Raw genomic sequence first — 17,352 nt, forward strand, 5'->3', positions numbered from 1 at the left:
AAGGGGCAGTCATGGCCGACGACGACTACATCTACGACGAAACGACCGGCGAATGGCGCCCGGCCTCCGCGATTGCCGCCGAGCAGGCGGCGCGCAGTGTCGTGCGCGACGCCAGCGGCAATGCGCTTGCCGACGGGGATTCCGTCGTGCTCATAAAGGACCTGAAGGTCAAGGGCGCGGGGCAGACGCTGAAGCAGGGCACGGTGATCCGGTCGATCCGGCTGACCGACAACCCGGACGAAATCGACTGCCGCCACGATGCCATCAAGGGGCTGGTGCTGCGCACCGAGTTCGTGCGCAAGCGCTGAACGTGCATCTGGAAAGCCGCATCATGGCGACGCTGACACTCGAGCAACTGGCGACGGACCTTCAACCGAACCAGGCGATCGCCGGCCTCGATCTCGGCACCAAGACGATCGGCCTCTCCGTATCCGATCTTGGCCGGCGGCTCGCCACCCCTCGCCCGGTCCTGAAGCGCGTGAAGTTCGGCATCGACGCCGAGGCGCTGCTCGCCTTCGCGGCGAAGGAGAGGATCGCCGCCTTCGTCATCGGATTGCCGGTGAACATGGACGGCAGCGCCGGGCCGCGCGTGCAGGCGACCCGCGCCTTCGTGCGCTTGATGAGCGAGAAGACCGACATCCCCTTCGTCTACTGGGACGAGCGGCTGTCGACGGTCGCGGCGGAACGCACGCTGATCGAGATGGACGTGTCGCGCCGCAAGCGGGCCGAACGGATCGATTCGGCGGCGGCCTCCTTCATCCTTCAGGGAGCGCTCGACAGGCTCTCCTCGCTGGCAAGACCGGCGGAGGATTGAGCCCTCGCACGGCGCGCCTGCCACCAGGCGGCGATCGCCGCACGCTGTCGCCAGCCGATGATGGCGAAGACGATCAGGCTGTCGACGACGATCGCCCGCGCCACCAGCGGCGGAATGGTCTCCGGCGGGATGCCGAGGATATGGCCATAGATGCGGAAGACGAGATCGTGCGATTCGCGCGTCAGCATGAAGAAGCCGAAGCTCATGTCGTAGTAGGACAGCCCGTACCAGCCCGCCAGCAGCGTGACCGGAAGCGCCCACAGGATCAGCAACCACTTCATGCCGTTTGCTCCTCTGCGATGACCATTTCCCCGAGCGCCAGCACCGCCTGCCCCGTGACGAGCATAGACAGCACCACGAAGGCCGGCACGGCGATATCGAGCGCGAGAACCGCAAAGAAGATCGTCATGACCAATGTAAGGGCCATCCTGGCCATCGGTTCCGCCCGGCAAATGGTTAAAAATCCGTTGCCGGCACCATTGCCCGTTAACCTTTGGCCTGCAACTTAAACCAATCGTTAAGGTTAATTTCCACAGCGCGGCGGCTGCCGGAGGCTGGACGTGACGCGCCGCATCGCGTGCGGCGGGCCAACGACAAAAGGGGGTTGCCCGGCAGCGCGGCGCGTGGAATGAAGGGGCGGTCTTCCGCCTCCCTCCCCGGTCCGCAATGCTCGTCATCTTCGAAAGCACGCTTCCCGTCTTCCTGCTCGTCGTGCTGGGGGCGCTGCTCAAGCGCTGGCGCGCCATCGACGGCGGGCTGTGGACGGGGCTCGAGCAGCTCGGCTTCTACGTGCTCTTTCCCGCCCTGCTCTTCGCGACGCTCGCCAAGGCGGATTTCCGCGGCATGGAGGCGGGTGCGGTCGCGATCGCGTCGATCGGCGCGGTCACGGTCATGGCGGCCCTGCTCGCCGCGAGCTGGCCGCTCTTCCGCAGGGCCGGCGTGCCGGCCGCGACCTATACCTCGGTCTTCCAGACCGCGACGCGCTGGAACGGCTTCATGGCGCTCGCCATCGCCGAGAAGCTCTACGGGGCGGAGAGCCTGGCGCTGATCGCGCTCGTCATGACGCTGATCATCATCCCGATCAATTTCTACAATATCGGCATGCTGATCTGGTTCGGCGGCGGCAGCCGCAGCCTCAACGCCTTCGCGCGCAAGATCGTCACCAACCCGCTGATCCTGGCATCGCTTGCCGGCATCCTGTTCAACGGCCTGGGGCTGACGCTCTATGCGCCGCTGATGCAGACCATCGACCTCGTGGCCGACACCTCGCTCAGCCTCGGCCTCGTCATGGTGGGCGCCGGCCTGAGGGTCGCGGACGCGCTCAGGCCGAGCGCGCTGTCGCTCGTTCCCGTCGGCCTGAAGCTGCTCGGCATGCCCGTGCTGATGGTCGGCGCCGGCTGGCTTGCCGGCGTCGGCGGCGTGCCGCTGCTGTCGATCGCACTTGGCGCCGCGGTGCCGACGGCGATGAACGGCTACCTGCTCGCCAAGCAGATGGGCGGCGACGCCCCCTTCTATGCCGCGGTCGCGACCGTGCAGACGGTCGCCTCCTTCGTCACCATCCCCTTCGTGCTGATGGTGACCGCCTACGTGGCGGGATAGAGCAGGTCGACGATATAGGCCGAATCGAAGCGCGAATCGAGCATGCCGTAGGTCGAGCGCCAGCCTGCGGCGAGCCGCGTCTCGAGGAAGGCGTCGGCGACGCGCCCGGCGCCGATGCGGTAGAGCTCGGCGGCAGCCGCGGCGAGTGCCAGCTGCTCGACGAGCATGCGGGCGGCCCCCTCGTCGCGCTCGCAGAGCGACATGGCGGCCCTCAGCACCTCGACCGTCTTCGGCCCGGACGGGCCGAGGTCGCGTGAAAGTCCCGCAAAGACCAGTTCGAAGAGGTCGCGGCCACGCGCGAGAACGCGCAGCACGTCGAGCGCCATGACGTTGCCGGAGCCCTCCCAGATCGCGTTGACCGGCGCCTCGCGGTAGTGCCGGGCGATCGGGCGCTCCTCGACATAGCCGCTGCCGCCGATGCATTCCATCGCCTCGTAGATCAGGGCCGGCGCGATCTTGCAGCACCAGTATTTGATCACCGGCGTCATGACGCGGGCATAGGCGGCGTCCTCGGCGCTCGCCTGCGCGCGGTCGAAGGCGTCGGCGAGGCGGAAGGACAGCGCCGTCGCCGCCGCGACGTCGAGCGCCATGTCGGCGAGAACCCGCGTCATCAGCGGCTGCTCGACCAGCGTCTTGCCGAAGACCTTGCGGCCCCGCGTATGGTGCACGGCCTCGGCCAGCGCGGCGCGCATGATGCCCGACGAGGCGAGCGCGCAGTCGAGCCGCGTCAGCGTCACCATGTCGAGGATCGTGCGGATGCCGGCGTCGGGCGCGCCGAGCAGGAAGCCGAACGTGTCGGAGAACTCGACCTCGGAGGAGGCGTTCGAACGGTTGCCGATCTTGTCCTTGAGACGCTGGAAGCGCAGGCCGTTCGCCGCCCCGTCCTCCAGCAGCCGCGGCACGAGGAAGCAGCCGATGCCCTCGCGGGTCTTGGCGAGCATCACGAAGCCGTCGCACATCGGCGCCGACATGAACCACTTGTGGCCGGCGAGCCGGTAGATGCCCTCGCCCACCCGCTCGGCGGTGGACGTGTTGGCACGCACGTCGGTGCCGCCCTGCTTTTCCGTCATGCCCATGCCGATGGTGATGCCGGTCTTCTGCATCGCCGGCTTGTTGGCCGAATCGTACTTTCGCGACAGCACCTTGACGCCCCATTCGCGCTGCACGGCGGGCGAGGCGGAGAGCGCGGCAAGCGCGGCGCTCGTCATGGTCAGCGGGCAGAGATGGCCGCATTCGAGCTGCGACGTCAGGTAGAAGCGCACGGCGCGCGCCTTGTGCGCGCTGCCCTTCTCGTCCGGCAGGCTCTCCCAGATCGAGGAATGCAGGCCGTTGCCCATGGAACGCCGCATCAGCGCGTGCCAGGCCGGATGGAAATCGACGACGTCGATGCGTTCGCCGCGCGGGCCGTGCGTCCTGAGCTTCGGTACGCCCTCGTTCGCCATCCGCGCCAGTTCCTGCGATTCGGCCGCGGTCGCGACCTTGCCGATCGCCTCGAAGTCGTCGCGCAGCACCTTCGGCATGGACGACGTCAGATCGACCAGCAGCGGATCGGACCGATAGGCATTGATTCCCGACCAGAGTTTCGGCTGGTTCAGGTCCGCGAGGATCTTTTCGGTCCGGGTCAACTGAGTCATGAGCGGGTTCTAGCCTATGTCAGGGGCCGGTGGAACGGTTCGACGCGACGCAGTTGCAAAAGAATGGGGACGATCCGCCGGGGCGGCCTCTTCGCCTTGCCGCGCCGGAGGCGAGGCTCTATAGACCGCGCGTATCCAGACAGTAGAGGCGGGTCTCCATGGATTTCTTTCCGCATCGCCACCTGCTCGGCATCAAGGGCCTGACCGAACAGGAAATCACCTATCTGCTCGACAGGGCCGACGAGGCCGTGAAGATCAGCCGGCAGCGGGAGAAGAAGACCTCGACGCTCCGCGGCCTCACCCAGATCAACCTGTTCTTCGAGGCCTCGACGCGCACGCAATCCTCCTTTGAGCTCGCGGGAAAACGGCTCGGCGCTGACGTGATGAACATGTCGGTCGGCAATTCCTCGGTGAAGAAGGGCGAGACGCTGATCGATACGGCGATGACGCTCAACGCCATGCACCCGGATGTGCTCGTCGTGCGCCATTCCTCGGCGGGGGCCGCCGCCCTTCTGGCGCAGAAGGTCTCCTGCGCGGTCATCAATGCCGGCGACGGCCAGCACGAACACCCGACCCAGGCATTGCTCGACGCGCTGACCATCCGCCGCGCCAAGGGCAGGCTCTCGCGCATCATCGTCGCGATCTGCGGCGACGTGCTGCACTCCCGCGTCGCGCGCTCCAATATCCTGCTGCTCAACGCCATGGGGGCCCGCGTGCGCGTCGTCGCGCCCGCGACGCTGCTTCCCGCGGGCATTGCCGACATGGGATGCGAGGTCTTCCATTCCATGGAGGAAGGGCTGAAGGACGCCGATGTCGTGATGATGCTCCGCCTGCAGCGCGAGCGCATGGCCGGCGCCTTCGTGCCGTCGGTGCGCGAATATTTCCACTATTACGGGCTCGACGCGGCGAAATTGAAGGTTGCCAGGGACGACGCCCTCGTCATGCATCCCGGCCCGATGAACCGTGGCGTCGAGATCGCCTCTGAGATCGCCGACGGGCCGCAGAGCGTCATCGAGCAGCAGGTCGAGATGGGCGTCGCCGTGCGCATGGCCGTCATGGAGACCCTCCTTCTGTCGCAAAACCAGGGCCCGCGCGCATGACCCGCACGACCGTTCTCAAGAACCTCCGCATCCTCGATCCCTCCCGCGATCTCGACGGGACGGGCACGATCGTCATCGAAGGCGGCCGGATCGCGGCGGCCGGCGCTGCGGCGCAGAACCAGGGCGCGCCGGAGGGCGCCAAGGTCGTCGACTGCCGGGGCCTGATCGCCGCGCCCGGCCTCGTCGACGCCCGCGTCTTCGTCGGCGAGCCCGGCGCCGAGCACCGCGAGACGATCGAATCGGCCGCGCGCGCCGCGGCAGCGGGCGGCGTCACGACCTTCATTGCGATGCCCGACACCGATCCGGTGATCGACGACATCGCGCTCGTCGAGTTCGTGCTGAAGACGGCGCGCGACAAGGCGGTGGTCAACATCCACCCGGCCGCCGCGCTGACCAAGGGGCTCGCCGGCGAGGAGATGACGGAGTTCGGCCTGCTGCGCGCCGCCGGCGCCGTCGCCTTCACCAACGGCCGCAGGGGCATGCACGACACGCAGGTGCTGCGCCGCGCGATGACCTATGCCCGCGAATTCGGCGCGGTCGTCGCGCTGGAGACGAAGGACAAATATCTCGGCGCCGGCGGCGTCATGAACGAGGGACTGCTGGCGAGCTGGCTCGGATTGTCCGGAAGCCCGCGCGAGGCGGAAATCATCCCGCTGGAACGCGACCTCCGCATCGCCGCGCTGACCAGGGCCGCCTATCACGCGGCGAAGATCTCGGTGCCGGAATCGGCCGAGGCCGTACGCGTCGCCCGCCGGCGCGGCACCGACGTCACCTGCGGCATCTCGATCAACCACCTGACGCTGAACGAGAACGACATCGGCGAATACCGCACCTTCTTCAAGCTGTCGCCGCCGCTGAGGGGCGAGGACGACCGCAAGGCGATGGTCGGGGCGCTGGCCGACGGCACGATCGACATCATCGTCTCGTCGCACGACCCGCAGGACGTCGACACGAAGCGGCTTCCCTTCGCCGACGCGGCGGACGGCGCCGTCGGCCTCGAGACGTCGCTGGCCGCCGCGCTCCGCCTGCACCACAGCGGCGAGGTTCCGCTCATGCGGCTGATCGACGCGATGTCGAGCCGCCCGGCGAAGATCTTCAGCCTCGATGCGGGCACGCTTGCGCCGGGGGCGGCAGCCGACATCGTGCTGATCGATCCCGACGAGCCCTGGATCCTCACCCGGGACCAGCTCGTGTCGCGCTCGAAGAACACGCCGTTCGAGGACGCCCGCTTTACGGGCCGCGTGATTCACACCTATGTTGCGGGAAAACGCGTGTACTCGGCCCGCTGAGCGCGGACCGGGAAAAACACGCCACGACGCGGCGGGAGGGACAGCCTTGGCGGACATCTTCACCTGGCAGGCGAGCCTGCCGCTCACGCTGGCGGCGCTCGTCCTCGGCTATCTCTTGGGCTCCATCCCGTTCGGGCTGATCCTGACGCGCATGGCCGGGCTCGGCGACGTGCGCAAGATCGGCTCGGGCAATATCGGCGCGACGAACGTGCTGCGGACCGGCAACCGGAAGCTCGCCGCCGCCACGCTGCTGCTCGACGCGCTGAAGGGAACGGCGGCTGCCGCCCTCGCCGCCCGCTTTGGGCAGGACGCCGGCATCGCCGCAGGCCTCGCCGCCTTTCTCGGCCATCTCTACCCGGTCTGGCTCGGCTTCAAGGGCGGCAAGGGGGTCGCCACCTATGTCGGCGTGCTGCTCGGCCTCGTGCCGCTGATGCTGCCGGTCTTCGCCGCGCTGTGGATCGGCACGGCCTGGCTCACCCGGCTCTCCTCGCTTTCCGCCCTGGTTGCAACGGCCATCAGTCCGGTTGTAGTGTGGTTCATCGGCAACCCGAAAGTGGCGGTCCTTTTCGCGATCCTGACCGTCATCAGCTGGTGGAAGCACCGCGCCAACATCGCGCGGCTGATGAGCGGCACGGAAAGCAGGATCGGCGACAAGGGATGAGATGGCGGACGGCAGCGCAGGCAGGCGGGGAATTGCGCTGACGGACAAGCAGAGGATCGCCTGGCTGAGGCTGATCCGCAGCGAAAATGTCGGCCCCGTCACCTTCCGGGAACTGATCAACCATTTCGGCAGCGCGGAAGCCGCGCTCGAGATGCTGCCGGAACTGTCGCGGCGCGGCGGTTCGAGCCGGCCCGTGCGCGTGGCGAGTCTCGACGAGGCGCTCGGCGAGCTCGATCTCGCCGAGCGCCACCGCGCCGCCTTCGTCGGCATCGGCGAGCCGGACTATCCGCCGCTTCTGCGCCAGATCGACGGCGCCCCGCCGCTGCTGGCCGTCAAGGGCCAGGCCGGCGTGGCGACCGACCCGGCGGTCGGCATCGTCGGGGCACGCAACGCCTCGATCGCCGGCGCCAAATTCGCAGCCACCATGGCGCGCGACATCGGCCGTGCGGGCTATGCCGTCGTCTCGGGCCTGGCCCGCGGCATCGACACGGCAGCGCATCGCGCGAGCCTCGAAACCGGCACGATCGCCGCGATGGCCGGCGGGCTCGACCGGCCCTACCCGCCGGAAAACGCCGGCCTCCTCGACGAGATCACCGGCGGCAGCGGACTTGCCGTCAGCGAGATGCCCTTCGGCTGGGAGCCGCGCGCCCGCGACTTCCCGCGGCGCAACCGGCTGATCGCCGGCATGGCCTACGGCGTCGTCGTCGTGGAAGCGGCGCAGCGCTCGGGCTCGCTGATCACCGCCCGCAACGCCGCCGATTTCGGCCGCCTGGTCTTCGCCGTGCCGGGCTCTCCCCTCGACCCGCGCTGTCACGGCACGAACGGGCTGCTCAAGGACGGCGCCATCGTGACGACCGGTCCGCAGGACGTGATCGAGGCCATCGCACCGCTTCGCGATCCGGATCTCGTCTCCGTGCGCGGTCGCGCCAACGAGCCGGGGCCGGACGACCGGGCGTTCACGACCCTGCCGCCGTCCGACAGCGATCGCGACCGGATCACGGCAGCACTCGGTCCAACGCCCGTGGAGATCGACGACATTATCCGCCACACCGAACTGCCGGCGGCAACCGTCTATCTCATCCTGCTGGAGCTCGACCTCGCAGGACGGCTGCACCGCTATTCCGGCGGCCTAGTTGCCCTTGCCACGGACTGACAGCGGCCTGAGACCATCTTGAATGTCACCGGCCTCGACATAGGCCATCTCTATGAGATATCGTAGCATTTCGGCACCTTCGCCATCTGCGACCAAGCGCAGCTCTCCAAGCATCTGGCGTATATACGCGATCTTTTCTTTGGATCGAACAGGCACGGCTTCCGGTAGTCTGGGCTGGGGGCTCATTGCGGTTTCCTGCTCTCGACGCAACCTATGTGCGAATTTTGTCGGCGCGCGCCACACCAATAAGACGATACAACCTTTATTCTTAATTGCAAGGTCATTTAACACTCTCATTGGTTGCGGATGACGGCGACGTCACTTATTTTGGCCCTGCCTCTTGACCGCCGGCCAATCCCTGTTCATTTCGAGGCATCGACTGTCCGGTGAAAGCCGCGCATTTCTGCCCGCCTTCCGCGTGTGGCATCCTGCATCAGAGTTTTGACGATGAATGTTGTAGTGGTAGAATCGCCTGCCAAGGCCAAGACGATCAATAAGTACCTGGGCCCCGGCTACAAGGTGCTCGCCTCCTTCGGCCATGTGCGCGACCTGCCGGCCAAGGACGGTTCCGTGCGCCCCGACGAGGACTTCGAGATGTCCTGGGAGGTCGACGGCGCCTCGGCCAAGCGCATGAAGGACATCGCCGACGCGGTGAAGGCGTCGGACGGGCTCATTCTCGCAACCGATCCGGACCGCGAGGGCGAAGCGATTTCCTGGCACGTGCTCGATCTGCTGAAGAAGAAGCGCGTGATCGGCGACAAGCCGGTACAGCGCGTCGTCTTCAACGCCATCACCAAATCCGCCGTCCTCGAGGCGATGAAATCGCCGCGCGACATCGATATCGCCCTGGTCGACGCCTATCTGGCGCGCCGCGCGCTCGACTATCTCGTCGGCTTCAATCTGTCGCCCGTCCTGTGGCGCAAGCTGCCGGGCGCCCGGTCGGCCGGCCGCGTCCAGTCGGTGGCGCTCCGCCTCGTCTGCGACCGCGAGGCCGAGATCGAACGCTTTGTCTCCGAGGAATACTGGAACATCTCGGCGCTCCTGAAGACGCCGCGCGGCGACGAGTTCGAGGCACGCCTCGTCTCGGCGGAAGGCAAGCGGCTGCAGGCGCGATCGGTCGGAAACGGCGACGAGGCGGGCCGGCTGAAGACGCTGCTCGACGGCGCAGCCTATCGCGTCGAGAGTGTCGAGGCGAAGCCGACGAAGCGCAATCCGGCGCCACCCTTCACCACGTCGACGCTCCAGCAGGCCGCGTCCTCCAAGCTCGGCTTCTCTGCCTCGCGCACCATGCAGGTGGCGCAGAAGCTCTACGAGGGCATCGACATCGGCGGCGAGACGGTCGGCCTCATCACCTATATGCGGACCGACGGCGTGCAGATGGCACCCGAGGCGATCGACGCGGCGCGCCGCGCGGTGGCGGAGCAGTTCGGCGAGCGCTACGTGCCCGAAAAGCCGCGCTTCTATTCCACCAAGGCGAAGAACGCGCAGGAGGCGCACGAGGCGATCCGCCCGACCTCCTTCGACCGCACGCCGGACCAGGTCAGGCGCTTCCTCGACGCCGACCAGCTGCGCCTCTACGACCTCGTCTGGAAACGCGGCATCGCCAGCCAGATGGCGTCGGCCGAGATCGAGCGCACGACTGTCGAGATCGAGGCCGACAACGGCGGCAGGAAGGCCGGGCTCAGGGCGACCGGCTCGGTCATCCGCTTCGACGGTTTCATCGCGGCCTATACGGACCAGAAGGAGGACGGCGAGCAGTCGGACGACGGGGACGACGACGGCCGCCTGCCCGAGATCAATGCGCGCGAGACCCTCGCCAGGCAGAAGATCAATGCCAGCCAGCACTTCACCGAGCCGCCGCCGCGCTATTCGGAAGCCACCCTCATCAAGAAGATGGAAGAGCTCGGCATCGGACGCCCGTCGACCTATGCCGCGACGCTCGCCACCCTGCGCGACCGCGAATATATCGTGATCGACAAGCGCAAGCTGATCCCGGAGGCGAAGGGCCGGCTGGTCACCGCCTTCCTCGAAAGTTTCTTCACCCGCTATGTCGAATACGACTTCACCGCCGATCTCGAGGAGAAGCTCGACAAGATCTCGGCCGGCGAACTCGACTGGAAGCAGGTCCTGCGTGACTTCTGGAAGGATTTCTTCGCGCAGATCGAGGACACGAAGGAACTGCGCGTCACCAACGTGCTCGACGCACTGAACGAGGAACTCGCCCCCCTCGTGTTTCCGAAGCGCGAGGACGGCAGCGATCCGCGCATCTGCCAGGCCTGCGGCACCGGCAAGCTGTCGCTGAAGCTCGGCAAGTTCGGCGCCTTCGTCGGCTGCTCGAACTATCCTGAATGCAACTATACCCGCCAGCTTTCCGCCGATGCCAATGGCGATGCGGAGGCGAACGGCAACAACGAGCCGCAGAGCCTCGGCAAGGATCCGCATACGGGCGAGGAGATCACCCTGCGCTCGGGCCGGTTCGGCCCCTATGTCCAGCGCGGCGACGGCAAGGAGGCAAAGCGCGCGAGCCTGCCCAAGGGCTGGACGCCGGCATCGATCGACCACGAAAAGGCGATGGCCCTGCTCTCGCTGCCGCGCGACATCGGCCAGCATCCGGAAACGGCAAAGATGATCTCGTCCGGCATCGGCCGCTACGGGCCGTTCGTCCTGCATGACGGCACCTATGCGAACCTCGAGTCCGTCGAGGACGTCTTCACCATCGGCCTCAACCGCGCCGTTTCGGTTCTCGCGGACAAGCAGTCCAAGGGCGCCAACGGGCGTGGCCGCGGCACGCCGGCTGCGCTCAAGGACCTCGGCGAGCATCCGTCGGGCGGCCCGATCACGGTGCGCGACGGCAAGTACGGCCCCTATGTCAACTGGGGCAAGGTCAACGCCACGCTGCCGAAGGGCAAGGATGCCCAGTCGGTGACGGTGGAGGAGGCGGTCGCGCTCATCACCGAGAAGAGCGGCAAGAGCCCGGCGAAGGGCGGCAAGGCGAAATCCGCCAGGTCCTCCACGAAGGCCGAAAGCACCAAAACCGCGAAGCCGAAGGCGAAGGCGGGCGGCGCAAAGAAACCGGCCGCGAAAGCCAAGAAGGCCTGACCCATGGCAAGAGACCCGCGCGACCGGCCGCGACACGGCAACCGACCCGGGCGCGCGGGGCGCGATCTGCCGCCCGGCGCCGATATTCCGATCATCCACGGCGAGGTGCCGCCGCGCGACGTGCTGCTGCGCTTCATCTCCGAGCATCCGGAGCAGGCCTCGAAGCGTGAACTCGCCAAGGCCTTCGGCCTCAAGGGCGAGGCGCGTGTCGAATTGAAGGCGCTGCTCAAGTCCTTCGAGGAGGAAGGGCTGCTGGAAAAGCGCCGCAAGTCGCTGATCCGGCCGGGCGGCCTGCCGCCGGTCGCCGTGCTCGACATCACCACCCGCGACGTGGACGGCGAACTGATCGGCCGCCCGGCGGAGTGGCTCGAGGACGCCGGTGTCGCTCCCGCCGTCCTCATCCGCCAGTCGACGGTCGGCAAGACGGACAAGGCGCCTGTCGCCGGCCTCGGCGACCGGGTTCTCGCAAAGATCTTTCCCGCGAAGGAACGCGGCGGCCCCGCCTATACGGGACGCATCATCAAGGTGCTCGACAAGCGCAAGAATGCCGGCATGGGCGTCTTCCGCGCCTTTGCCGACGGCACCGGCCGCATCCTGCCCATCGACCGGCGCGGCGAGGAGCTTTCGGTCGACGCCGATTTCACCGAAGGCGCCAGGGACGGCGATCTGGTCGAGATCGACGTCGTGAAGATCGGCCGCTACGGCCTGCCGCGCGCCCAGGTGAAGGCGGTCATCGGTTCCGTCGCCTCCGAAAAGGCGATCTCGATGATCGCAATCCACGCCCATGGCATCCCGCATGTCTTTTCCGACTCGGTCATTCGCGAGGCGGAGGCGGCCGGTCCGGCCACCATGGCGCATCGCGAGGACTGGCGCGCGCTTCCCCTCGTCACCATCGACCCCGCCGACGCGAAGGACCACGACGACGCCGTCCATGCCGAGCCGGATCCCTCGCCCGACAATCCGGGCGGCGTCATCGTCACGGTCGCGATCGCCGACGTGAGCTGGTATGTGCGGCCGAAATCGGCGCTCGACCGCGAGGCCCTGAAGCGCGGCAACTCGGTCTATTTTCCGGATCGCGTCGTGCCGATGCTGCCGGAGCGCATCTCCAACGACCTCTGCTCGCTGAAAGAGGGTGTCGACCGGCCGGCGCTCGCGGTGCGCATGGTCTTCTCGAAGGAGGGCCGCAAGGCGGGCCACACCTTCCACCGCGTCATGATGAAGAGCGCGGCCAAGCTCTCCTACAGCCAGGCGCAGGCGGCGATCGACGGCGCGCCGGACGACCGGACGGGACCGATCCTCGAGACGATCCTGAAGCCGCTCTGGGAGGCCTACCGGATCATGACCGTCGGCCGCAACCGCCGCCAGCCGCTCGAACTCGACATGCCCGAGCGCAAGATCCTGCTCAAGGAGGACGGCACGGTCGACCGGGTCGTCGTGCCGCCCCGCCTCGACGCACACAGGCTGATCGAGGAGATGATGATCCAGGCGAACGTCGCCGCCGCCGAGACGCTGGAGACCAGGCGGCAGGCACTGATCTATCGCGTCCATGACGCGCCGTCGCTCGCCAAGCAGGAGAGCCTGCGCGACTTCCTGCAGACGCTCGACATCGCCCTGATGAAGGGCGGCAACCTCCGCTCGAACCACTTCAACGGCATTTTGTCGAAGGCCAAGGACAGGCCCTACGAGCAGATGGTCAACGAAATGGTGCTGCGCTCGCAGAGCCAGGCGATCTACAGCCCGGAGAACATCGGCCATTTCGGTCTGAACCTGCTGAAATACGCCCATTTCACCTCGCCGATCCGGCGCTATGCGGACCTCATCGTGCACCGCGCCCTCGTCGGCTCGCTCGGGTTCGGAGAGGGCGGCCTCACGCCTGACGAAGAGGCAACGCTCGACGACGTCGCGGCCGAGATCTCGACCTTCGAGCGGCGCGCCATGGCGGCCGAGCGCGACACCGTGGACCGGCTGATCGCCCACCACCTCGCCGGCCGCGTCGGCGAGGAGTTCGACGGGCGGGTGTCGGGCGTCACCAGGGCGGGACTCTTTGTCACCCTGCCCGCCTATGGCGCGGACGGCTTCGTGCCTATATCCACGCTCGGACGCGACTACTTCATCTACGACGAGGCGCACCAGGCGCTGTCCGGCGAGAAGACGGGTCTCGGCTTTCGCCTTGGCGACGCGGTGCGCGTGAAGCTCGCGGAAGCCATTCCGCTGGCCGGCGCGCTGCGTTTCGAGATGCTGAGCGAGGGACGGAAGATGCCGACGGCGATGCGCTCCTTCCACAAGTCCGGCAAGCGCGGCCGCGAAGGCGCGCGCCGCCAGCCGGGCACCAGACCGCCACGCGCCCGGCGCTGACGACACGACGAGGAACGATGTCATGCAGGCAGAGGAAGACGACGGCGCTCCGGCGACCTTCGAGCAGAGCCGGGCCGATCGGCCGACCGGCACCGCGATCAGGCGCGGCGCGCTCGGGCGCTGTCCGGCCTGCGGCAGCGGGCGGCTCTTCGGGGCCTTTCTGAAACCCGTCGACACCTGTGCCGCCTGCGGCGAGGCCATGCACCATCACCGTTCGGACGACCTGCCGCCCTATATCGTCATCACGATCGTCGGCCACCTGGTGCTCGGCGGCTACATGATGACGGACCTCGTCGTGCCGCTCTCCACCTGGGCGCATCTCGCCATCTGGGCGCCGATCACCGTCGCCGGTTCGCTTCTGCTGATGCAGCCGGTCAAGGGCGGCGTCATCGGCCTGCAATGGGCCCTGCGCATGCACGGCTTCGGCGGCGAGGCCGACGAGGCCGAGCCCGTTCTTCCGAAGCGGAATACCTCTGCTTGAGTGCCGGCGGCAGGATCAGGCCCGTCGATGCCGCCGCCGTCCTCCTGCTGGACAGGTCCGGGCACGGCGTCCGCGTGCTCGTCGGACGGCGGAGCACGCGCCACGTCTTCATGCCCGATGTCTTCGTCTTTCCCGGCGGGCGGCGCGACCGCGGCGATTCGCGCCTGACGGTCGCCGGGCCGTTGTGCGGGACCGAGGCGGAACGCCTGGCGGTCCGGACGCCGGCGCGCACCACGGCGGCAACGCTTCGCGGCCTTGCCGTCGGGGCACTGCGGGAGCTCTACGAAGAGGCCGACCTCTCCGTCGGATGTCCGAAGGCCGCCGGCGGCCCGCTTCCCTTCGCCCCGGACCTGTCGCGGCTGCGCTATGTCGCCCGCGCCGTGACGCCGCCGGGCAATCCCCGACGTTACGACACGCGCTTCTTCGCGCTCTTTGCCGACGAATGCGGTGTCGACCTCATGAGCCTGCGCGACAGCGAAGAACTCCGCGAACTCACCTGGCTCGACATTTTTGCGCCGCCTCGCCTCGAAATGCCCGACATATCCGTCATGATCCTTGAAGAGCTTCGCAATTCTCTGCAAGTAGACCCGTCGTTGCCGTTCGGGCGCCCGGCCGTCTTCTTCCATACGAAGCGCGGGCGGTTCGTCCGAGAAATCCTCTGAGGGATCCCGCATGTCACAGCCGCTGAACGGCGCCTCCCCCGAAGAGATTCACTGGCCATCGCTGATCGCCGCCGTCTCGGCGATCAGCGCCGTCGGAATCGCCATCGGCCTCGGCCTGCCGCTGCTCAGCATCATCATGGAAAAGCGCGGCATTCCCTCGACGCTGATCGGGCTGAATTCGGCCATGGCCGGCATTTCCGCCATGGCGATCGCCCCCTTCACGACGCAGCTCGCCCACCGCTTCACCACCGCCAGCGTGATGATCGCCGCGGTGTTCGTCGCTGCCGCCAGCGCGCTCGGCTTCTATTATATCGAGAATTTCTGGCTCTGGTTTCCGCTGCGACTGCTCTTCCACGGCGCGATCACCGTGCTTTTCATCCTGTCCGAGTTCTGGATCAATGCAGCCGCGCCGCCGAGACGGCGCGGCCTCGTGCTCGGCATCTACGGGACCGTCCTGTCGCTCGGCTTTGCCGCCGGGCCGCTGCTCTTCTCGGTGCTCGGCAGCGACGGCGTCCTGCCCTTCGCCGTCGGCGCGGCCATCATCCTGCTCGCCGCGATCCCGATCTTCACGGCACGGCGCGAGAGCCCGGACATCAACGAAAAGCCGGAGCTGCATTTCATGCGCTACGTCTTCCTCGTGCCCACCGCGACCGCGGCCGTCTTCGTCTTCGGCGCGGTCGAGGCGGGTGGCCTGTCGCTCTTCCCGATCTATGCGACGCGCGGCGGCTTCACCGAGACGCAGGCAGCGCTGCTGCTGACGGTCATGGGCATCGGCAATGTCATCTTCCAGATCCCGCTCGGCATGGTGTCTGACCGTCTGCGGGACCGCCGCGGACTGCTCACCCTTCTCGCCCTCGTCGGACTGGTCGGCGCGCTCGCCCTGCCGACGCTTGCGGAGAACTGGCTGCTGATGGGAGCGGTGCTGCTGTTCTGGGGCGGCTGCGTCTCCGGGCTCTACACGATCGGCCTCAGCCATCTGGGCTCCCGGCTGACCGGCGCCGACCTCGCTGCGGCCAATGCCGCCTTCGTCTTCTCCTACGCCGTCGGCACCGTCGCCGGTCCCCAGGCGATCGGCGCGGCGATGGACCTCACCGGCAACGACGGATTCGCGTTCGCAATCGTCTTCTTCTTCGGGCTCTATGTCGCCCTTTCGCTGGGGCGCATGCTGCTACGACCAAAACGCACTTGACTTTTCGGGCGCGATTTGTAGTTTCGCGCCAACTTCTGGGTTTGCGGCCGTGGGACCGGGTTGGTTGTCCACGGCTTCGTTTTTGATAAAGGCAGGACGACCATGGCCAAGGCTACCACCATCAAGATCAAGCTCTTGTCGACGGCCGACACGGGCTTCTTTTACGTCACGACGAAAAACAGCCGGACGATGACGGAAAAGATGACCAAGACCAAGTACGACCCGGTCGCCCGGAAGCATGTCGAGTTCAAGGAGACCAAAATCAAGTAAGTCTTGATCGGTCATTTCCTTCCGGAAGGCGCGGGCCATGTCCCGCGCCTTTTTTATTGGCAGCCGGGGGATATCCGAGCGGAAAGCAAAAACGCCGCTCCCCGAGGGAAGCGGCGTTGAGCGGGGGTCGACCGGAAAGGACCACGGCACGAGGATTCCGCATATGTCCAATCCAGTCGACCGACCCCACGACCCAGGAGATGCGGCGGACCTAGCATCATGGGGTAACCGATTGAGCGGGCTTATCTTTGCCCATGTGGAGAGAATTGCGCGAAAAAAGAAAAAAATCAACGCATTCTTAACCGTTATCACGAATCGGCACAGGAGATGGTTAATTCTTGCACAGTTGCCGCCGGCCCCTTGCCGTTTTGCAATGCGCCCGATGCTGGCCTTCGCCTTCAATCGATACGGGTGTTCAGGGAGCCTCACTCCGTATGGGTGCGGCCAATGATTTGGCATACCAATCAATGGCATAAAAATCATTGATTCATATTAGTATTTTTTAATTAGTTGAAAAGTTGTTCGTCAAAAACCCCATGCAACCAAAGATGTTGCGCAGCTTCGGAGATCGACCATCGGCCATTCCGCCCCGGCCCAGCCGCGCAAAAATGCATGGCAGATGCCATGCAGCGGAATGGCCCTCCATGCTGCTTTTGAGGTCAATGCCGCGAATCACGGCAGCGCGGCGCCCGATCTCTATGCAGCAGCAGCGACGACGCGGTTGCGACCGCTGCGTTTCGCCTCGTAGAGCGCCGTGTCGGCGCGCTTGACGAGCGCCTCCGGCGTATCGCCCGTCTGCAGCGTCGAAAGACCGAGCGAGGCCGTCACGGCGAGCACCTCGCCCGTGCGGCCGATCTGGAACGGCACGCTCTCGATGATGATCCTCAGCCGCTCGGCGACGGCTGCGGCGACGTCCGCAGGCGTATCGGGCATCACGACGACGAATTCCTCCCCGCCGTAGCGGCAGGCGAGGTCGGCGCCGCGCACGGTGCTGCGGACACGGCTGGCGAATTCCTTGAGAACGGCGTCGCCGATATCGTGCCCAT

At 66.8% G+C, this 17,352-nt stretch carries 18 protein-coding genes; 13 read left to right on the plus strand and 5 right to left on the minus strand.

What is annotated here, in order from left to right; genetic code table 11:
- Nucleotides 1-11: 11 nt before the first annotated feature.
- Both LXM94_RS15600 and ruvX read left to right on the plus strand, forming a co-directional pair.
- Nucleotides 12-308: an alkylphosphonate utilization protein gene (locus tag LXM94_RS15600; RefSeq protein WP_235772392.1), complete on the plus strand. Its 297-nt coding sequence runs from the start codon at nucleotides 12-14 to the stop codon at nucleotides 306-308.
- A gap of 23 nt (nucleotides 309-331) precedes the next feature.
- Nucleotides 332-814, plus strand: coding sequence for a Holliday junction resolvase RuvX (ruvX, locus tag LXM94_RS15605; protein ID WP_235772393.1), 483 nt, complete (start codon nucleotides 332-334; stop codon nucleotides 812-814).
- Here ruvX and LXM94_RS15610 read toward each other — a convergent pair.
- Nucleotides 763-1,095, minus strand: a complete 333-nt coding sequence (locus tag LXM94_RS15610) for a DUF6105 family protein (RefSeq protein WP_235772394.1) — start codon at nucleotides 1,093-1,095, stop codon at nucleotides 763-765. The two genes, ruvX and LXM94_RS15610, sit on opposite strands and share 52 nt — an antisense overlap.
- Nucleotides 1,092-1,241 (minus strand): hypothetical protein, encoded by a 150-nt coding sequence (locus tag LXM94_RS15615; RefSeq protein WP_235772395.1) that lies wholly within the window; start codon nucleotides 1,239-1,241, stop codon nucleotides 1,092-1,094. The genes LXM94_RS15610 and LXM94_RS15615 overlap by 4 nt, the downstream gene beginning before the upstream one ends.
- Before the next feature lie 239 nt (nucleotides 1,242-1,480).
- Between LXM94_RS15615 and LXM94_RS15620 the strand changes: the two genes are divergently transcribed.
- Complete coding sequence (locus LXM94_RS15620; protein ID WP_235772396.1) at nucleotides 1,481-2,413, plus strand: AEC family transporter; 933 nt, start codon at nucleotides 1,481-1,483, stop codon at nucleotides 2,411-2,413.
- On the opposite strand, the gene LXM94_RS15625 is transcribed toward LXM94_RS15620, so the two are convergent.
- Nucleotides 2,398-4,047, minus strand: a complete 1,650-nt coding sequence (locus tag LXM94_RS15625) for an acyl-CoA dehydrogenase family protein (protein WP_235772397.1) — start codon at nucleotides 4,045-4,047, stop codon at nucleotides 2,398-2,400. The genes LXM94_RS15620 and LXM94_RS15625 overlap by 16 nt on opposite strands.
- Nucleotides 4,048-4,205: 158 nt before the next feature.
- On the opposite strand from LXM94_RS15625, the gene LXM94_RS15630 reads away from it, so the two are divergent.
- Genes LXM94_RS15630 through dprA form a run of 4 tightly spaced genes read left to right on the plus strand, consistent with a single transcriptional unit; the run spans nucleotide 4,206 to nucleotide 8,250 of the window.
- Nucleotides 4,206-5,147 (plus strand): aspartate carbamoyltransferase catalytic subunit, encoded by a 942-nt coding sequence (locus tag LXM94_RS15630; RefSeq protein WP_235772398.1) that lies wholly within the window; start codon nucleotides 4,206-4,208, stop codon nucleotides 5,145-5,147.
- Nucleotides 5,144-6,436, plus strand: a complete 1,293-nt coding sequence (locus LXM94_RS15635; RefSeq protein ID WP_235772399.1) for a dihydroorotase — start codon at nucleotides 5,144-5,146, stop codon at nucleotides 6,434-6,436. Before LXM94_RS15630 ends, LXM94_RS15635 begins: the two co-directional genes overlap by 4 nt.
- Nucleotides 6,437-6,491: 55 nt before the next feature.
- Nucleotides 6,492-7,097 carry a glycerol-3-phosphate 1-O-acyltransferase PlsY gene (gene plsY / locus LXM94_RS15640; protein WP_235772409.1) on the plus strand — a complete coding sequence of 202 codons (606 nt, stop codon included), beginning with the start codon at nucleotides 6,492-6,494 and terminating at the stop codon, nucleotides 7,095-7,097.
- Between the two features lies 1 nt (nucleotide 7,098).
- Entirely contained in the window at nucleotides 7,099-8,250 is a 1,152-nt protein-coding gene (gene dprA, locus LXM94_RS15645; protein ID WP_235772400.1) for a DNA-processing protein DprA, read from the plus strand.
- Here the strand turns inward: dprA and LXM94_RS15650 are convergent.
- Nucleotides 8,227-8,436 (minus strand): hypothetical protein, encoded by a 210-nt coding sequence (locus LXM94_RS15650; RefSeq protein WP_235772401.1) that lies wholly within the window; start codon nucleotides 8,434-8,436, stop codon nucleotides 8,227-8,229. The two genes, dprA and LXM94_RS15650, sit on opposite strands and share 24 nt — an antisense overlap.
- Before the next feature lie 261 nt (nucleotides 8,437-8,697).
- Between LXM94_RS15650 and topA the strand changes: the two genes are divergently transcribed.
- The 6 genes from topA to rpmG all read left to right on the plus strand — a co-directional run bounded on the left by topA (nucleotide 8,698) and on the right by rpmG (nucleotide 16,306).
- Nucleotides 8,698-11,349 carry a type I DNA topoisomerase gene (gene topA / locus LXM94_RS15655; RefSeq protein WP_235772402.1) on the plus strand — a complete coding sequence of 884 codons (2,652 nt, stop codon included), beginning with the start codon at nucleotides 8,698-8,700 and terminating at the stop codon, nucleotides 11,347-11,349.
- A gap of 3 nt (nucleotides 11,350-11,352) precedes the next feature.
- Complete coding sequence (rnr, locus tag LXM94_RS15660; RefSeq protein ID WP_235772403.1) at nucleotides 11,353-13,704, plus strand: ribonuclease R; 2,352 nt, start codon at nucleotides 11,353-11,355, stop codon at nucleotides 13,702-13,704.
- Nucleotides 13,705-13,726: 22 nt separating this feature from the next.
- Nucleotides 13,727-14,185: a DUF983 domain-containing protein gene (locus LXM94_RS15665; RefSeq protein WP_235772404.1), complete on the plus strand. Its 459-nt coding sequence runs from the start codon at nucleotides 13,727-13,729 to the stop codon at nucleotides 14,183-14,185.
- Nucleotides 14,182-14,847: an NUDIX hydrolase gene (locus tag LXM94_RS15670; RefSeq protein ID WP_235772405.1), complete on the plus strand. Its 666-nt coding sequence runs from the start codon at nucleotides 14,182-14,184 to the stop codon at nucleotides 14,845-14,847. Before LXM94_RS15665 ends, LXM94_RS15670 begins: the two co-directional genes overlap by 4 nt.
- A 10-nt stretch (nucleotides 14,848-14,857) precedes the next feature.
- Nucleotides 14,858-16,036 carry an MFS transporter gene (locus LXM94_RS15675; RefSeq protein ID WP_235772406.1) on the plus strand — a complete coding sequence of 393 codons (1,179 nt, stop codon included), beginning with the start codon at nucleotides 14,858-14,860 and terminating at the stop codon, nucleotides 16,034-16,036.
- Between the two features lie 102 nt (nucleotides 16,037-16,138).
- Complete coding sequence (gene rpmG, locus LXM94_RS15680; RefSeq protein ID WP_097138867.1) at nucleotides 16,139-16,306, plus strand: 50S ribosomal protein L33; 168 nt, start codon at nucleotides 16,139-16,141, stop codon at nucleotides 16,304-16,306.
- Nucleotides 16,307-17,002: 696 nt separating this feature from the next.
- On the opposite strand, the gene LXM94_RS15685 is transcribed toward rpmG, so the two are convergent.
- The coding region (locus tag LXM94_RS15685) for a diguanylate cyclase (protein ID WP_235772407.1) at nucleotides 17,003-17,352 on the minus strand (350 nt) is incomplete at its 5' end.

The organism is Rhizobium alarense, from assembly GCF_021555155.1.
GTDB classification, from domain to species: Bacteria; Pseudomonadota; Alphaproteobacteria; order Rhizobiales; family Rhizobiaceae; genus Rhizobium_D; species Rhizobium_D alarense.